Origin of the sequence: Streptomyces sp. NPDC005496, assembly GCF_042872045.1 — a bacterium.
GTDB lineage: Bacteria > Actinomycetota > Actinomycetes > Streptomycetales > Streptomycetaceae > Streptomyces.
Map to the genome: position 1 here is coordinate 325,846 of NZ_JBIAJQ010000003.1, position 14,977 is coordinate 340,822.

Genomic DNA, 14,977 nt, shown 5'->3' on the forward strand with positions numbered 1-14,977 from the left:
AGCGACCGCTAGGTAAATGCGAAGGGGGTCCGGCATGGGCGCGCTCACGGGCAGGACGGCGTTGGTCTCGGGCGGCGGGAGGGGTATCGGACGGGGCATCAGCGAGCGGCTCGCACGCGACGGCGCGCGCGTGGCCGTGCACTACGGCAGCAACGCGGCGGCGGCGCGGGAGACGGTGGCCGCGATCGAGGCGGCGGACGGGTCGGCGTTCGCCCTGGGGGTGGAGCTGGGCGTGCCGGGGGACGCGGAGGCGCTCTGGGACGCCTTCGACCGGCAGGCGGACGGCCTGGACATCCTGGTGAACAACGCCGGCATCGGCACGTCGAACGCCTTCGACCGGATCGAGGAGGCGGAGTACGACCGCCTCTTCGCGGTGAACGTGAAAGCGCCGCACTTCATCACCAGGCTGGGCCTCACCCGGCTGCGGGACGGAGGGCGGGTCGTCAACATCTCCTCGGGCCTGGCGCGGGCCGCGGTGATGCCGGACAAGATGGCGTACGCGATGACCAAGGCCGCCCTGGACGTCCTCACCCGCGACCTGTCCAAGCTGCTCGGCCCACGCGGCATCACGGTCAACACGGTCGCCCCCGGGATCGTCGAGACCGACCACACGTCCGAGTGGCTGCGCTCCAGCGACGAGGCCCGGACAGAGGCCGCCTCGATATCGGCACTGGGCCGGGTGGGCGCCCCGGCGGACATAGCGGACGTGGTGGCGTTCCTGGCGTCACACGAGGGGCGCTGGGTGACGGGTCACCGGATGGATGCGACGGGGGGTTCGCTGACGTAGGGCGTCGGATGGGCGGTGGGGTGCGGGCTCGGGAGTTCACTGGGGCTGAGGGCGGGCGGGCCTGGCGTGGGGCCGGTGTGGGCCTGGCCTGTGCGCGGGACGACTCCTCGGGGTGGCCGGCGACTGCGACGCAGAGGCGGGGTCCGGTGAGGGCACGGGATGTCACCTCGGGGCGGCCGGCGAACGTGGCGTGGACGGGTCCGGCGTGGGCGCGGGGTGCCGCTCTGGGCGGTCGGCGACCCCGGGGGTGGCCGGGTCCGGCGTGGGCGCGACATGTCCCCTCGGGGTGGCCGTTAACCGCGACAGAGGGGCGGGGTCCGGCGGGGCGTGAAGAGCCCCTCGGGGCTGTTGGCGACCGCGCCGAAGCGGGGGCCAGGTGGCGGCGCGGGATGGCGCGTTCCGCGCGACTCTGGTTGGGAGGCTCTGCTAGATTGGTCTATACCACATGCGTCCCCCTTTCGGGTCCAGTTGAGTCCCCTCTCCAGATCGGCAGGCCCAGCGTGGAAGTTGTCATCGTCCAGGACGCCAAGGCGGGCGGCGAGCTCATCGCCGAGGCCATGGTGGAGCTGCTCCGGCGCAAGCCCGACGCCCTGCTCGGCGTGGCCACCGGCTCGACCCCGCTGCCCATCTACGAGGCGCTGGCGGCCAAGGTCGGCTCGGGCGCCGTGGATGCCTCGCGTGCGCGGATCGCCCAGCTCGACGAGTACGTGGGGCTGCCGCCCGAGCACCCCGAGTCCTACCGGTCGGTGCTGCGCCGCGAGGTCCTGGAGCCGCTCGGACTGGGCATGGACGCGTTCATGGGCCCCGACGGCACCGCCGAGGACGTGCAGGCCGCGTGCGAGGCGTACGACAAGGCACTGGCCTCGGTGGGCGGGGTCGACCTCCAGCTGCTGGGCATCGGCACGGACGGGCACATCGGGTTCAACGAGCCGTGCTCCTCGCTCGCCTCGCGGACCCGGATCAAGACGCTGACCGAGCAGACCCGCGTCGACAACGCCCGATTCTTCGAGGGCGACATCGAGCAGGTCCCGCACCACGTCATCACCCAGGGCATCGGCACGATCCTGGAGGCGCGGCACTTGGTGCTGCTCGCGACGGGCGAGGGCAAGGCGGACGCGGTCGCGGCGACGGTGGAGGGACCGGTAGCGGCGGTGTGCCCGGCGTCGGCGCTCCAGCTCCACCCGCACGCCACGGTCGTCGTGGACGAGGCGGCGGCCTCCAAGCTGAAGCTCGCGGACTACTTCCGCCACACCTTCGCGAACAAGCCGGACTGGCAGGGGATCTAGGCAGCCCACCGGCGCGACGGCGTCCACTGCTCACGCCACGCGGGTCGCGGACGGCGTGAGCCGGCACTCCCCACCCCGCAACCGAAAAGGCGCCGGAGTCCCCCGTCAGGGACCCCGGCGCCTTTCCGTGCCAGGAGCAGGATTGGCGTGGCCGTCGGCGGCCCGGGCTCACGTTCCCGCGATGACCTCCGCCGCGGCGCGGCCGCAGACCCTGGCCGCTCCGTGGGTCGCGATGTGCAGGGCGCCCCGGGGCGTGGCCTGGGGGACGCCCATCTCGACGACGACCGTGTCGGGGCGGGCGGCCAGGAGGGTGTCGAGCGCCGCGCCCATCCAGGGATGGCGGTGCTCGTCGCGGACGACGGCGACGACCCGGCGCGGTCCCGCAGCCGCGAGGGCGCTGGTGCCGGCCTCCTCCCCGGAGAAGCTGCCCGTCTCCGTACCGGGCAGCAGTCCGGCGAGTTCGGCGGCGACGCCCCACGGGGTCTCGTCCCCGACGGCGATGTTCGCGACCGGGGTCAGCGCGGCGACGTACGGCGGCTCGGTGAGCGGGGCGTACGTATCGGAGTGCGTCACCGTGAGTGCGCGCCGGGCGGCGACGAGGCCGATCTCGGTGCTCGCGCCGGACGCGCCCCCCGGGCGTCCGGTGCCGAGGTCGACGGAGTCGGCAGAGGCGGCGGAGGCTGCGGAGCCCGCCGGGTCCACGGGGTCCGGGGACGCCCCGGTCACCGCGGCGGCGGTCCACCGTGCCAGCGCGCGGACGCGGGCCGCGGCGTCGGCGAGGCGCTCCTCGGCCAGTTCGCCGCTGCGGACGGCGGAGACCAGGGCGTCGCGCAGTCGCCGTACGGTCTCGTCGTCCGCCAGGCCGCCGCCCACGCAGATCGCGTCGGCGCCGGCCGCGATCGCGAGGACGCTGCCGCGTTCGATGCCGTAGGTGGCGGAGATGGCCTGCATCTCCATGCCGTCGGTGACGATGAGGCCGTCGTAGCCGAGTTCCTCGCGGAGCAGTCCGGTGAGGATGCGGCGGGAGAGCGTGGCCGGACGGTCGGGGTCGAGCGCCGGGACGAGGATGTGCGCGCTCATCACGGCCCGGCTGCCCGCGGCGATCGCGGCCCGGAACGGGACGAGTTCGCGGGCGTGGAGGACCGACAGGTCGGCGTCGATGCGCGGCAGCGCGTGGTGCGAGTCGACCGCCGTGTCCCCGTGTCCCGGGAAGTGCTTGGTGCAGGCGGCGACGCCCGCGGCCTGGAGGCCGGTGACGTACGCGGCGGTGTGCCGGGCGACCAGGTCGGTGTCGGCGCCGAAGGACCGTACGCCGATGACCGGGTTGCCGGGGTTGGAGTTCACGTCGGCGGACGGGGCCCAGTTGAGGTTGACGCCGCAGGCGGCCAGGCGGTGGCCGAGTGCGAGGGCCACCTCCCGGGTCAGCTCGACGTCGTCCACCGCGCCGAGGGCGTGGTTGCCGGGGTAGGAGGACCCGGTGCGCACCTCCAGACGGGTGACGTCGCCGCCCTCCTCGTCGATGGCGACGAGCACGTCGTCGCATTCGGCGCGCAACTGGGCGGTGAGTGCGGCGAGTTGAGCGGCGGAGGTGATGTTGCGGCCGAACAGGCCGACCGACGTGAGGCCTTCGCCGAGCCTGCGCAGCAGCCAGTCCGGCGCGCTGGTCCCGGTGAACCCGGGCTGCAGCACCGCGAGGGCGTCGCGCGTGAGCGTGTCGGTACCACTGGCGAGTGTCGTCATCGGGTGGCGTTATCCCTTCACGGCGCCCGCGGTCAGCCCCGCGGCCATCTTGCGCTGGACGATGAGGAAGAGGACGACGATCGGCACGGCCATCATCGTGGAACCGGCCATCATCGGGGCGTACTCGGTGCCGTGCTTGGTGGTGAAGTTGCCGAGCCAGACCGTGGCGGTCTGGTTCTTCTGGCTCATGAGCATCAGGGCGTAGAGGTACTCGTTCCAGGCCTGGATGAAGCCGTAGACCGAGGTGGCGACCATGCCCGGGGCCAGCAGCGGGAAGACGACGCGGACGAAGGCGCCCGTGCGGGAGCAGCCGTCGACCATCGCGGCCTCCTCCAGCTCCTTCGGGATGTTGACGATGAAGCCGCGCAGCGTCCACACCGTGAAGGGCAGGATGAAGGTCAGATAGGTGATGATCAGGCCGGTGAGCTTGTCGTACTGACCGAGGTCGTTCAGCAGCAGGAAGACCGGGATGATCATGGCGACGAGCGGCACCATCTGGACCGCGAGGATGCCGACGATCACGATCTTGCGGCCGCGGAAGGCGAACCGGGAGATGGCGAGGGCGGCCAGCATGCCGACCACGATGCCGATCAGCACCACGGCCAGCGAGACGACCAGGCTGCGGCCGACCGGGCCCCAGAAGTCGGCGATGTCGAGCGCCCGGCGGAAGTTGTCGAGCGTGACCGCCGTGGGCAGCAGGCTCGGGTCCGGGTCGATGGCGTCCTTCGCCGGCTTGAACGCCGTGTTGAGCATCCAGTAGACGGGGAAGCCCGCGGTGGCGAAGACGAACAGGCCGAGCAGGTTCCAGCCGAGCCGGGACCTGCGGGGCCGGGCGGCGGGGACGGCGGCCGTCTTGCGCGGCCCGGCGGCGGGAGGAGCGGTGGTCGTGGTCACTCGACCTCTCCGATCTTGAGCATCTGGCGCATGTAGACGGCGACCACACCGAGCAGCAGGAGCACGGTGAGCAGGGCGATCGCCGACCCCTGCGCGTAGTCGTTGACCACGAAGGCGCGGTCGTACGAGTACGTGGTGAGCAGCTGGAACTCGGCCTCCGGGTGGCCGCCGCGCATCACGAAGACCTGCGGGAAGACACCCATGTCCCAGATGACGGAGAGCGTCGTGAGCATCACGATGATCGGCTTCAGGATGGGCAGCGTGACGTACCGGAAGACGCCCCAGGCGCCCGCGCCGTCGAGGCGCGCCGCCTCCTCCAGTTCGGCGGGCACCTGGGTGAGTCCCGCGCTGAGCGTGATGACGACGAACGGCACCGCGCCCCAGACCACGAGCAGCATGATCACGGCGAGGCCCTGGGGGCCGCTGGCGAACCAGTTGTGGCCGATCATGTCGACGCCGGGGAGCCTGCTGAGCACCGCGTTGAAGACGCCGTAGTCGGAGTCGAAGAGCCACTTGAAGACGGTGGTGGCGACGATGATGGGCATGCCCCAACTGGCCACCAGCGCGATGTTGATGAGGGTCTTCACCCAGCCGGAGACCCGCTGCAGGAGCAGCGCGATCAGCATGCCGATGACCATCGTGAAGACGACGGAGCCCCCGGCGAAGACGATCGTGCGGACGACGACGGCCCAGAACTCGTCGTCGCCCAGCACCTTGCCGAAGTTGTCGAAGCCCACCGACTCGGCCGGCTTGAAGCCCCAGAGCTGGGACTGCCCGAACTCCTGGAAGGACAGGGTGACCAGGCGGACCAGGGGGTAGCCGAGCACCAGGACGAGGATCAGCAGGCAGGGCGCGAGCAGGGCCCACGGGACGGCCGTCCCGCCGGCGGTCCGCTTCCGGCGTGGTGGTGCCACGGGGGCGGGGGGTGGTGGCGACTGCCGCGTCGGCGGCACTTTGGCAGTGGTCGTATCAGCGGCACTCATCCGCGCGCTCCTCAGCGGTCCCTCGGGTCCACGGGTGGCAGGTCCCGTCCCCGACCGGGTCGTACAGGTCGTACGGGAGGCGGGCTCCCGCGCCCCGGCCGGCCCGTACGCGTCGTACGGGCGGCAGGCCGTCCGGCCCCGGCGTCTTCGTGCGGGGCGTGCGGGGGCGGGGAGCGGGCCCCGCCTCCCGGCAGGGTCGTACGGAAAGCAGGGCCCCGCCGACAACGGGGCCCTGCCTGACGGTCACTTGTTGTTGATGACCTTGTCGATCGCGGCGTCCGCGTCCTTCGCGGCTTCCTCGACCGACTTCTTTCCGGTGCCGATGCTCTGCAGCATGGTCTGCAGGACCTGGGCCTTCTCGACCTGCCCCCAGCCCGGCGCCATCGGGACGAACCAGTTGCTCTCGGCCGCGGTGGCCGGGACGGCCGTCTTCGGGTCGCTCTTCAGCGTCGCGAGGTCGGTCTTGTTGTTCGGCAGGTTGCCCTTGCCGATCAGGCCCTTCTGGCCCTCGGCGCCGGTGAGCGCGTTGATCCACTCGGCGGCGAGTTCCTGGGCGTCGGACTTCACCGGGACGGCGAGGTCGGAACCGCCGAGGAAGACGGGGAGGTTCTTGCCGGACGGGCCGGGGACCACGAAGTTCTCGAGGTTGCCCTTGAGCTTGCCGGTCTTGTCGTTCTTCGGGTCCTCGGAGGTCGCGCCCTCCCAGGCGGCACCGAAGATCATGCCGGACTTGCCCTGGCCGTAGACGATGTAGCGGTCGGACTCGTCCTTGGTCTTGTCGCCGTGCATGTACTTGTCGACGACCGACTTGAACGCCTTGAGGCCCTTGACGGACTCCGGCGAGGAGAGGTTGCCCTTCCACTGGCCGCCGGACTCCTCGGCGATGGAGCCGCCGGCGTCGTAGACGAAGGACATCGCGGCGTACCAGTCACGGGTCGGCTGGTACCAGGCGCTGAACTTGTCGCCCTGCTTCTTCTGGATCTTGTCCAGGGCGGTGGTGAGTTCCTTGTACGTCTTCGGCGTGGACTTGACGCCGGAGGCGGCGGCGATGTCCTTGCGCCAGTTGCCGACGCGGCCACCGGCGTAGTACGGCACGCCGTAGGTCTTGCCGTCGTAGGTGACGGACGCCTTGAGGCCGTCCAGCCACTGGTCCGCGTTGTCGAACTTCGACGCGTCGACGGGAGCGAAGGCGCCCTTGACCATGTAGCCGAGCATCTCGGTGTTGCCCATCTCGACGACGTCGGGGGCCTTGTCGGTGGCGAGGACCGCGTCGAGCTTGGCGTTCTTGTCCGGCCAGCCGTAGTACTCGTGATTGATCTTGACGCCGGGGTGCTTCTTCTTGACCGCCGCGTCGGCGGCCTTGACCAGCTCGGGCCAGTTGTTCTGCGCGTCCACCGTCAGCCAGACGGTGAGTTCCTTGGCCTCCGCGCCGCCCTTGCCGCCCCCGGAGTCCTTGTCACTGTCCCCGCACGCCGCGATGGAAACCATCATGCCCGCGATACCGATCGCGGCTATCAGCTTGCGCTTCACGCCACCCTCCTCAGGGATGCCATAAACCCCCCTGCCCACCGCGGTGACCTGTGACGAGTACTGCCCGTGGGGCCGGGACCTGGACCAATGGTGTAGACCAGTACGGGGAGCTTGGCCTAGACCTAGAGGGGTGTCAAGGGTGAAGAAGACCCTCCAGGTGAGCGTTACGGGACCGACATATGCAGGGACCTTTCATTGCTCAACCGACAGAAGGGACAGGGGTGTTCCGGTGGCACGAACAGGGCACCCCGGACCTGGGCGGCGACCCTCCGACGGACGCGATGGACTAGACCAACGGGGACCCCGACGGTATATAGAGGGGATCACGGAGCGTGCGGGGGACACTCGCGCGCGAAGCCGTGCCACGATGTGAGCCGTGGCCGATCGGGTATGTCGGTCGCTTCGGCATCCGGAGCCGGGAAGGCAGAGCATGAGCACCGACGTCAGCAGTGCGGAGAACGAGGGTGGGGCACCCATCCGTACCGCGCGCGTGCCCAAGTACTACCGCCTGAAGAAGCACCTGCTCGACATGACGGAGACGCAGTCGCCCGGCACCCCGGTGCCGCCCGAGCGCACCCTCGCCGCCGAGTTCGACACCTCCCGCACGACCGTGCGCCAGGCACTCCAGGAGCTGGTCGTCGAGGGCCGCCTCGAACGCATCCAGGGCAAGGGCACCTTCGTCGCCAAGCCGAAGGTCTCCCAGGCGCTCCAACTCACCTCGTACACCGAGGACATGCGCGCCCAGGGTCTCGAACCCACCTCGCAGCTGCTGGACATCGGCTACATCACCGCGGACGAGACGCTCGCGGACCTGCTCGACATCACCGCCGGCGGACGCGTGCTGCGCATCGAGCGGCTGCGGCTGGCGAGCGGCGAGCCGATGGCCATCGAGACGACCCACCTCTCCGCCAAGCGCTTCCCCGCCCTGCGCAGGTCGCTCGTCAAGTACACCTCTCTCTACACCGCGCTCGCCGAGGTCTACGACGTCCACCTCGCCGAGGCCGAGGAGACCATCGAGACCTCGCTGGCCACCCCACGCGAGGCCGGCCTGCTCGGCACCGACGTCGGGCTGCCCATGCTGATGCTCTCCCGGCACTCGCTCGACAGGACCGGTCAGCCGGTGGAGTGGGTGCGCTCGGTGTACCGGGGCGACCGGTACAAGTTCGTGGCCCGCCTCAAGCGGCCTATGGACTAGATCGCCCGGGTCCCCGCATGAAGCGAGCCCTCATGAGTGCGGAAAACGCCGTCGTGGGGCATTCGCCGCCGCGGAGAATCCCCAGGTCGGGACCGATATGCGGACGGGGGGTTCCGTCTGCGTGACACCGTCGCCTACATTGCCTGCGCATTACACAGGTGATCAGCGAGGGGACGGAGCCGCGGAATGTCAGATGTGCCCGAAGTCAAGCCACCGGTGGTGACACCGGTCCGCGTGGTCATTGCCGTCTGCCTCGTCGCGCCGTTCGTGGCGATGCTGTGGGTCGGCTCCTACGCGAAGACCGACCCGACGTTCATCGGAATCCCGTTCTTCTACTGGTACCAGATGCTGTGGGTGCTCATCTCCACGCTGCTCACGATGACCGCGTACCAGCTCTGGCAGCGTGACCAGCGTGACCAGCGCGCCCGCGCGACGAAGGACGGGGGTGCGTCGAAGTGAACGACGGCGTGAACGGAGTCGCCCTCGGCGTCTTCATCTTCTTCTTCCTGGCCGTCACGGTCATGGGCTTCCTGGCCGCGCGCTGGCGCAAGGCCGAGAACGAGCACAGCCTCGACGAATGGGGCCTGGGCGGACGGTCGTTCGGCACCTGGGTCACCTGGTTCCTGCTCGGCGGCGACCTCTACACGGCGTACACGTTCGTCGCCGTCCCCGCGGCGATCTACGCGGCGGGCGCGGCCGGCTTCTTCGCGGTGCCGTACACCATCCTCGTCTACCCGCTGATCTTCACCTTCCTGCCGCGGCTGTGGTCGGTCTCGCACAAGCACGGCTATGTGACGACCTCCGACTTCGTGCGCGGGCGCTTCGGCTCCAAGGGGCTGTCGCTCGCGGTCGCCGTCACCGGCATCCTCGCCACGATGCCGTACATCGCCCTGCAACTCGTCGGCATCCAGGCGGTGCTGGACGTGATGGGCGTCGGCGGCGGCGAGAACACCAACTGGTTCGTGAAGGACCTGCCGCTGCTCATCGCGTTCGGCGTGCTGGCCGCCTACACCTACTCCTCGGGGCTGCGGGCGCCCGCCCTGATCGCGTTCGTGAAGGACACCCTGATCTACATCGTGATCGCGGTGGCCATCATCTACATCCCGATCAAGCTGGGCGGGTTCGACGAGATCTTCAAGGCGGCGGGCGAGAAGTACACGGCCGCCGGCGCGGGCGGGGTCGTGCCCGCCGAGGCCGGGCAGTGGACGTACGCCACCCTCGCGCTCGGCTCGGCGCTCGCCCTGTTCATGTACCCGCACTCGATCACGGCGACGCTGTCCAGCCGCAGCCGTGACGTGATCCGGCGCAACACCACGATCCTGCCGCTGTACTCCCTCATGCTGGGCCTGCTCGCCCTGCTCGGGTTCATGGCGATCGCGGCCGGGGTGAAGGTGCAGAACGGGCAGCTGGCGATCCCGCAGCTGTTCGAGAACATGTTCCCGGACTGGTTCGCGGGCGTGGCCTTCGCGGCCATCGGCATCGGCGCGCTGGTGCCGGCGGCGATCATGTCGATCGCGGCGGCGAACCTCTTCACCCGCAACATCTACAAGGACTTCATCAAGCCGGACGCGACGCCGCAGCAGGAGACCAAGGTCTCCAAGCTGGTCTCGCTGCTGGTGAAGGTGGGCGCGCTGGCCTTCGTCCTCACCATGGACAAGACGGTCGCGATCAACTTCCAGCTGCTGGGCGGCATCTGGATCCTCCAGACCTTCCCGGCGCTGGTCGGCGGCCTGTTCACCCGCTGGTTCCACCGCTGGGCGCTGCTCGCCGGCTGGGCCGTCGGCATGGTCTACGGCACCTTCGCCGCGTACGGGGTCGCCTCCCCGACGCAGCGGCACTTCGGCGGCAGTTCGAAGGAGATTCCCGGCATCGGGGAGATCGGCTACATCGGGCTGACGGCCTTCGTGCTGAACCTGGCGGTCACGGTCGTGCTCACCTTCGTCCTGCGTGCCGTGAAGGCTCCCGACGGCCTGGACGAGACGTCGCCGGAGGACTACACGGCGGACGCCGGGGACCCGGGCGTCCAGGTGGAGCTGCCGCCGGCCACGGCGGGCACCTCGCACTGAAGTCCCTCTCGTACACACCATGTCGGGCCGCCGGAGGAAAACCGGCGGCCCGACGTCGTTCCCGTCCGGCAGACTCACCCGCATGGACATCATCGTCAGGCGGGCGCTGCCCGGGGAGTACGGGACGCTCGGGGAGATCACCGCACAGGCGTATCTCGGTGACGGTCTGCTCGACTTCGGGGAGGGCGACGGCTACCTGGTGCACCTGCGGGACGTCGCGCGGCGCGCCGCCGCGGCCGAGGTCCTGGTCGCCGTGGACCGGGACGCCACCGTGCTCGGCGGGGTGACGTACGTGCCGTCGGCCGGCAACGCCATGGCCGAGCTGGCCCGTCCCGGCGAGGCCGAGATCCGCATGCTGGCGGTCGCCCCGCAGGCGCGCGGAAGAGGAGCGGGCGAGGCCCTGGTGCGCGCCTGCGTCGACCGCGCGCGGGCCACGGAGGGCTGCGTCCGCGTCGTGCTGTCGACCCAGCGGACCATGCGCGCCGCGCACCGGATCTACGAGCGGCTCGGCTTCGTCCGGACCCCCGAGCGCGACTGGAATCCCGTCCCGGAGCTCGACGACATCCTGCTGCTGACCTACGAACTGACGCTCTGACAGCTGCGTCCACCGCGGCCGACTGACACCCTCCGGAGCCGACACGACACAACATGTGGGGGTGCGTCGACGGCCCGGCACAAGATGTATGCTCATGCTCGCTGTCGCCGCAGGGGAATCCGGTGCGAATCCGGAACTGTCCCGCAACGGTGTACTTGTGCGTGTTCGCGCACACGGTCAGTCCGAGGACCTGCCGACAGTGCGCCCGGCCCGTCCGGTCCGGGTGCCCAGACGTCCGGGCCTCGTGGAGTGGGCCGGTGGACGCACGCGTACCCGTGCCGGGGTGACGTGTGCCCCGCTGCCCTCCCTCCAGGCCCCGTGCCGAGCGAGGGAGAGCCCCACGTGACCATCGCGCCAGCCGATCCGGCCGCAGCGACACCGTCCGCGACAGCGGCGGAGACGGACGGTCCCGGTGCCGCGTTGCTGCGGACCCTGACCGACCTCACCGCAGACCTCCCCGGCGCCGACCCCGGCCGGGTCGCCGCCGCCGCCCTGCGCGGCCGGTCCGCGCGGGCGGACGGGGCGGAGCTGCGCGAGCTGGCCACCGAGGCCGCGGCGGGACTCATCTCCGAGGACCCCGTCTACTCGCGCCTCGCCGCCCGGCTGCTGACGATCGGCATCGCCGCCGAGGCCGCCTCCCAGGGCGTCACCTCCTTCTCCGCCTCGGTCGCCGTCGGCCACCGGGAGGGGCTGATCGCGGACCGCACCGCCGAGTTCGTCCGCCTGCACGCGGAGCGCCTGGACGCGCTCGTGGACACCGCCGGGGACGACCGCTTCGGCTACTTCGGCCTGCGCACGCTGCACAGCCGCTACCTCCTGCGGCACCCGATCACCCGGCAGGTGATCGAGACCCCGCAGCACTTCATGCTGCGCGTCGCCGCCGGCCTCGCCGAGGACGACACCCCGCGCGCCGTCGACGAAGTGGCCGCGCTCTACGGCCTGATGAGCCGGCTCGAGTACCTGCCGTCCTCCCCCACGCTCTTCAACTCCGGTACGCGGCACCCCCAGATGTCGTCCTGCTACCTCCTCGACTCGCCCCTGGACGAGCTGGACTCCCTCTACGACCGCTACCACCAGGTGGCCCGCCTCTCCAAGCACGCCGGCGGCATCGGCCTGTCCTACTCCCGCATCCGCTCCCGGGGTTCGCTGATCCGCGGCACGAACGGGCACTCCAACGGCATCGTCCCGTTCCTGAAGACCCTGGACGCCTCGGTCGCCGCCGTGAACCAGGGCGGCCGGCGCAAGGGCGCGGCGGCGGTGTACCTGGAGACCTGGCACTCCGACATCGAGGAGTTCCTGGAGCTGCGCGACAACACCGGCGAGGACGCCCGCCGTACGCACAACCTGAACCTCGCCCACTGGATCCCGGACGAGTTCATGCGCCGGGTCGACGCGAACGGCGTCTGGTCGCTGTTCTCACCGTCCGACGTGCCCGAGCTGGTCGACCTGTGGGGCGAGGAGTTCGACGCCGCGTACCGCGCGGCCGAGGAGGCCGGGCTCGCGCGGAAGACGATCCCGGCCCGGGACCTGTACGGCCGGATGATGCGCACGCTGGCGCAGACCGGCAACGGCTGGATGACCTTCAAGGACGCCGCCAACCGCACCGCCAACCAGACGGCGGAGCCCGGGCACACCGTGCACTCCTCGAACCTGTGCACCGAGATCCTGGAGGTCACGGACGACGGGGAGACCGCGGTCTGCAACCTGGGCTCGGTCAACCTCGGGGCGTTCGTGGTGGACGGGGACATCGACTGGGAGCGGCTGGACGAGACCGTCCACACCGCGGTGACGTTCCTCGACCGGGTCGTGGACATCAACTTCTACCCGACCGAGCAGGCGGGCCGCTCCAACGCCCGCTGGCGCCCGGTGGGCCTCGGCGCGATGGGCCTCCAGGACGTCTTCTTCAAGCTGCGGCTGCCCTTCGACTCCCCGGAGGCGAAGCGGCTCTCCACCCGGATCGCCGAGCGCGTCATGCTGGCCGCCTACGAGGCGTCCGCGGACCTCGCCGAGCGCAACGGCCCGCTGCCCGCCTGGGAGAAGACCCGCACCGCCCGCGGTGTGCTGCACCCCGACCACTACGCGACCGAGCCGGCCTGGCCGGAGCGGTGGGCGGCCCTGCGCGAGCGGATCGCGGCCGTCGGCATGCGCAACTCGCTGCTGCTCGCCATCGCGCCGACCGCGACGATCGCCTCCATCGCCGGCGTGTACGAGTGCATCGAGCCGCAGGTGTCCAACCTGTTCAAGCGCGAGACGCTGTCCGGCGAGTTCCTCCAGGTCAACTCCTACCTGGTGGACGAGCTCAAGCGGCTCGGCGTGTGGGACGCGCAGACCCGGGAGGCGCTGCGCGAGTCGAACGGCTCGGTGCAGGGCTTCACCTGGGTGCCGCAGGAGGTGCGGGACCTGTACCGCACGGCCTGGGAGATCCCGCAGCGCGCGCTGATCGACATGGCCGCCGCCCGGACCCCGTACCTGGACCAGGCGCAGTCGCTGAACCTGTTCCTGGAGACGCCGACCATCGGCAAGCTCTCCTCGATGTACGCGTACGCCTGGAAGTCGGGCCTGAAGACGACGTACTACCTGCGCTCGCGTCCCGCGACCCGCATCGCCCGCGCCGCCCGGGCGCAGACCCCCGTCCCCGTGCAGGCGGCCCCGAACGCCGACGCCGACGCCGTCGCCTGCTCCCTTGAGAACCCCGAGTCCTGCGAGGCCTGCCAGTGATGTCCAGCGAGACCAAGAACCTGCTCGACCCGGGCTTCGAGCTGACGCTCCGCCCGATGCGCTACCCGGACTTCTACGAGCGCTACCGGGACGCGATCAAGAACACCTGGACCGTCGAGGAGGTCGACCTCCACTCGGACGTCGCCGACCTGGCGAAGCTGTCACAGGGCGAGCAGCACATGATCGGCCGGCTCGTCGCGTTCTTCGCGACCGGCGACTCGATCGTCGCGAACAACCTGGTGCTGACGCTCTACAAGCACATCAACTCCCCGGAGGCGCGGCTGTACCTGTCGCGCCAGCTGTTCGAGGAGGCCGTGCACGTCCAGTTCTATCTGACGCTGCTCGACACCTATCTGCCGGACCCGGAGGACCGCGCGGCGGCCTTCGACGCGGTCGAGAACATCCCGTCCATCCGGGAGAAGGCCGAGTTCTGCTTCCGCTGGATGGACTCGGTGGAGAAGCTGGACCGGCTGGAGTCGAAGTCCGACCGCCGCCGCTTCCTGCTGAACCTGATCTGCTTCGCGGCGTGCATCGAGGGGCTGTTCTTCTACGGCGCCTTCGCGTACGTCTACTGGTTCCGCAGCCGGGGTCTCCTGCACGGCCTGGCGACCGGCACCAACTGGGTGTTCCGCGACGAGACGATGCACATGTCGTTCGCGTTCGAGGTGGTCGACACGGTCCGCAAGGAGGAGCCCGACCTCTTCGACGAGCGGCTGGAGGAGCAGGTGACCGCCATGCTGCGGGAGGCCGTCGAGGCCGAGCTGCAGTTCGCGCGCGACCTGTGCGGTGACGGCCTCCCGGGGATGAACACGGACTCCATGCGGCAGTACCTGGAGTGCGTCGCCGACCAGCGCCTGACGCGCCTCGGCTTCGCCCCGGTGTACGGCTCGGAGAACCCGTTCTCCTTCATGGAGCTCCAGGGTGTTCAGGAGCTGACCAACTTCTTCGAGCGCCGTCCCTCGGCGTACCAGGTCGCGGTGGAGGGCTCGGTCGGCTTCGACGAGGACTTCTGAGCCGGGCGGGCGCTCCCCCGGGCGGCCCTGAGCTCGCGGTCGACGCGCCACTCGTGGCGCAGGCCGATCAGTGAGGGCAGGGCCAGGACCAGGAAGAGCGCGAGGACGGTGAGCAGGGCGACGGTGGTGTTCACGAGTGTCTCCATGAACACCACTGTCGCGCCGATCGC

The 14,977-nt window shown here is 70.4% G+C and carries 13 protein-coding genes and 1 riboswitch; of the genes, 8 read left to right on the top strand and 5 right to left on the bottom strand.

Translation table 11 applies throughout. The features are described from left to right. Window positions 1-34: 34 nt before the first annotated feature. Window positions 35-787 carry an SDR family oxidoreductase gene (locus ACFYQQ_RS10155; protein ID WP_355782976.1) on the top strand — a complete coding sequence of 251 codons (753 nt, stop codon included), beginning with the start codon at window positions 35-37 and terminating at the stop codon, window positions 785-787. 500 nt (window positions 788-1,287) lie between these two features. After that, a complete protein-coding gene (gene nagB, locus ACFYQQ_RS10160; RefSeq protein WP_355782973.1) occupies window positions 1,288-2,073 on the top strand; it encodes a glucosamine-6-phosphate deaminase in 786 nt (261 codons plus the stop codon). Between the two features lie 168 nt (window positions 2,074-2,241). Here nagB and ACFYQQ_RS10165 read toward each other — a convergent pair whose 3' ends face one another. The 4 genes from ACFYQQ_RS10165 to ACFYQQ_RS10180 form a co-directional block, all read right to left on the bottom strand. Then, a complete protein-coding gene (locus tag ACFYQQ_RS10165) occupies window positions 2,242-3,813 on the bottom strand; it encodes a glycoside hydrolase family 3 protein (RefSeq protein ID WP_388904165.1) in 1,572 nt (523 codons plus the stop codon). A gap of 9 nt (window positions 3,814-3,822) precedes the next feature. Beyond that, entirely contained in the window at window positions 3,823-4,614 is a 792-nt protein-coding gene (locus tag ACFYQQ_RS10170; protein WP_355793536.1) for a carbohydrate ABC transporter permease, read from the bottom strand. 89 nt (window positions 4,615-4,703) lie between these two features. Next, window positions 4,704-5,690, bottom strand: coding sequence for a sugar ABC transporter permease (locus ACFYQQ_RS10175; RefSeq protein ID WP_355793534.1), 987 nt, complete (start codon window positions 5,688-5,690; stop codon window positions 4,704-4,706). 243 nt (window positions 5,691-5,933) lie between these two features. Beyond that, a complete protein-coding gene (locus ACFYQQ_RS10180; RefSeq protein ID WP_355787692.1) occupies window positions 5,934-7,220 on the bottom strand; it encodes an extracellular solute-binding protein in 1,287 nt (428 codons plus the stop codon). 430 nt (window positions 7,221-7,650) lie between these two features. Between ACFYQQ_RS10180 and ACFYQQ_RS10185 the strand changes: the two genes are divergently transcribed. The 6 genes from ACFYQQ_RS10185 to ACFYQQ_RS10210 all read left to right on the top strand — a co-directional run bounded on the left by ACFYQQ_RS10185 (window position 7,651) and on the right by ACFYQQ_RS10210 (window position 14,807). Beyond that, a complete protein-coding gene (locus ACFYQQ_RS10185) occupies window positions 7,651-8,415 on the top strand; it encodes a GntR family transcriptional regulator (protein WP_355787689.1) in 765 nt (254 codons plus the stop codon). A 186-nt stretch (window positions 8,416-8,601) separates the two neighbouring features. Next, window positions 8,602-8,874, top strand: coding sequence for a DUF3311 domain-containing protein (locus ACFYQQ_RS10190; RefSeq protein ID WP_355787686.1), 273 nt, complete (start codon window positions 8,602-8,604; stop codon window positions 8,872-8,874). After that, entirely contained in the window at window positions 8,871-10,481 is a 1,611-nt protein-coding gene (mctP, locus tag ACFYQQ_RS10195; RefSeq protein WP_356168544.1) for a monocarboxylate uptake permease MctP, read from the top strand. Before ACFYQQ_RS10190 ends, mctP begins: the two co-directional genes overlap by 4 nt. 82 nt (window positions 10,482-10,563) lie before the next feature. Next, a complete protein-coding gene (locus tag ACFYQQ_RS10200) occupies window positions 10,564-11,076 on the top strand; it encodes a GNAT family N-acetyltransferase (protein WP_356168541.1) in 513 nt (170 codons plus the stop codon). A 53-nt stretch (window positions 11,077-11,129) separates the two neighbouring features. Further along, a riboswitch (cobalamin riboswitch) is annotated at window positions 11,130-11,289 on the top strand. Window positions 11,290-11,418: 129 nt separating this feature from the next. Next, window positions 11,419-13,794: a ribonucleoside-diphosphate reductase subunit alpha gene (locus tag ACFYQQ_RS10205; protein WP_355783019.1), complete on the top strand. Its 2,376-nt coding sequence runs from the start codon at window positions 11,419-11,421 to the stop codon at window positions 13,792-13,794. Continuing rightward, window positions 13,794-14,807 (top strand): ribonucleotide-diphosphate reductase subunit beta, encoded by a 1,014-nt coding sequence (locus ACFYQQ_RS10210; RefSeq protein WP_355783016.1) that lies wholly within the window; start codon window positions 13,794-13,796, stop codon window positions 14,805-14,807. Before ACFYQQ_RS10205 ends, ACFYQQ_RS10210 begins: the two co-directional genes overlap by 1 nt. On the opposite strand, the gene ACFYQQ_RS10215 is transcribed toward ACFYQQ_RS10210, so the two are convergent. Continuing rightward, window positions 14,720-14,953 (bottom strand): hypothetical protein, encoded by a 234-nt coding sequence (locus ACFYQQ_RS10215; protein ID WP_355783013.1) that lies wholly within the window; start codon window positions 14,951-14,953, stop codon window positions 14,720-14,722. The two genes, ACFYQQ_RS10210 and ACFYQQ_RS10215, sit on opposite strands and share 88 nt — an antisense overlap. Between the last annotated feature and the right edge of the window lie 24 nt (window positions 14,954-14,977).

Excerpts from the sequence above, each read along its gene's own strand:
- ACFYQQ_RS10155 (WP_355782976.1), top strand. The coding sequence starts at position 35 with ATGGGCGCGCTCACGGGCAGGACGGCGTTGGTCTCGGGCGGCGGGAGG.
- ACFYQQ_RS10165 (WP_388904165.1), bottom strand. The coding sequence starts at position 3,813 with ATGACGACACTCGCCAGTGGTACCGACACGCTCACGCGCGACGCCCTC.
- ACFYQQ_RS10175 (WP_355793534.1), bottom strand. The coding sequence starts at position 5,690 with ATGAGTGCCGCTGATACGACCACTGCCAAAGTGCCGCCGACGCGGCAG.
- ACFYQQ_RS10185 (WP_355787689.1), top strand. The coding sequence starts at position 7,651 with ATGAGCACCGACGTCAGCAGTGCGGAGAACGAGGGTGGGGCACCCATC.
- ACFYQQ_RS10190 (WP_355787686.1), top strand. The coding sequence starts at position 8,602 with ATGTCAGATGTGCCCGAAGTCAAGCCACCGGTGGTGACACCGGTCCGC.
- ACFYQQ_RS10200 (WP_356168541.1), top strand. The coding sequence starts at position 10,564 with ATGGACATCATCGTCAGGCGGGCGCTGCCCGGGGAGTACGGGACGCTC.
- ACFYQQ_RS10210 (WP_355783016.1), top strand. The coding sequence starts at position 13,794 with ATGTCCAGCGAGACCAAGAACCTGCTCGACCCGGGCTTCGAGCTGACG.
- ACFYQQ_RS10215 (WP_355783013.1), bottom strand. The coding sequence starts at position 14,953 with ATGGAGACACTCGTGAACACCACCGTCGCCCTGCTCACCGTCCTCGCG.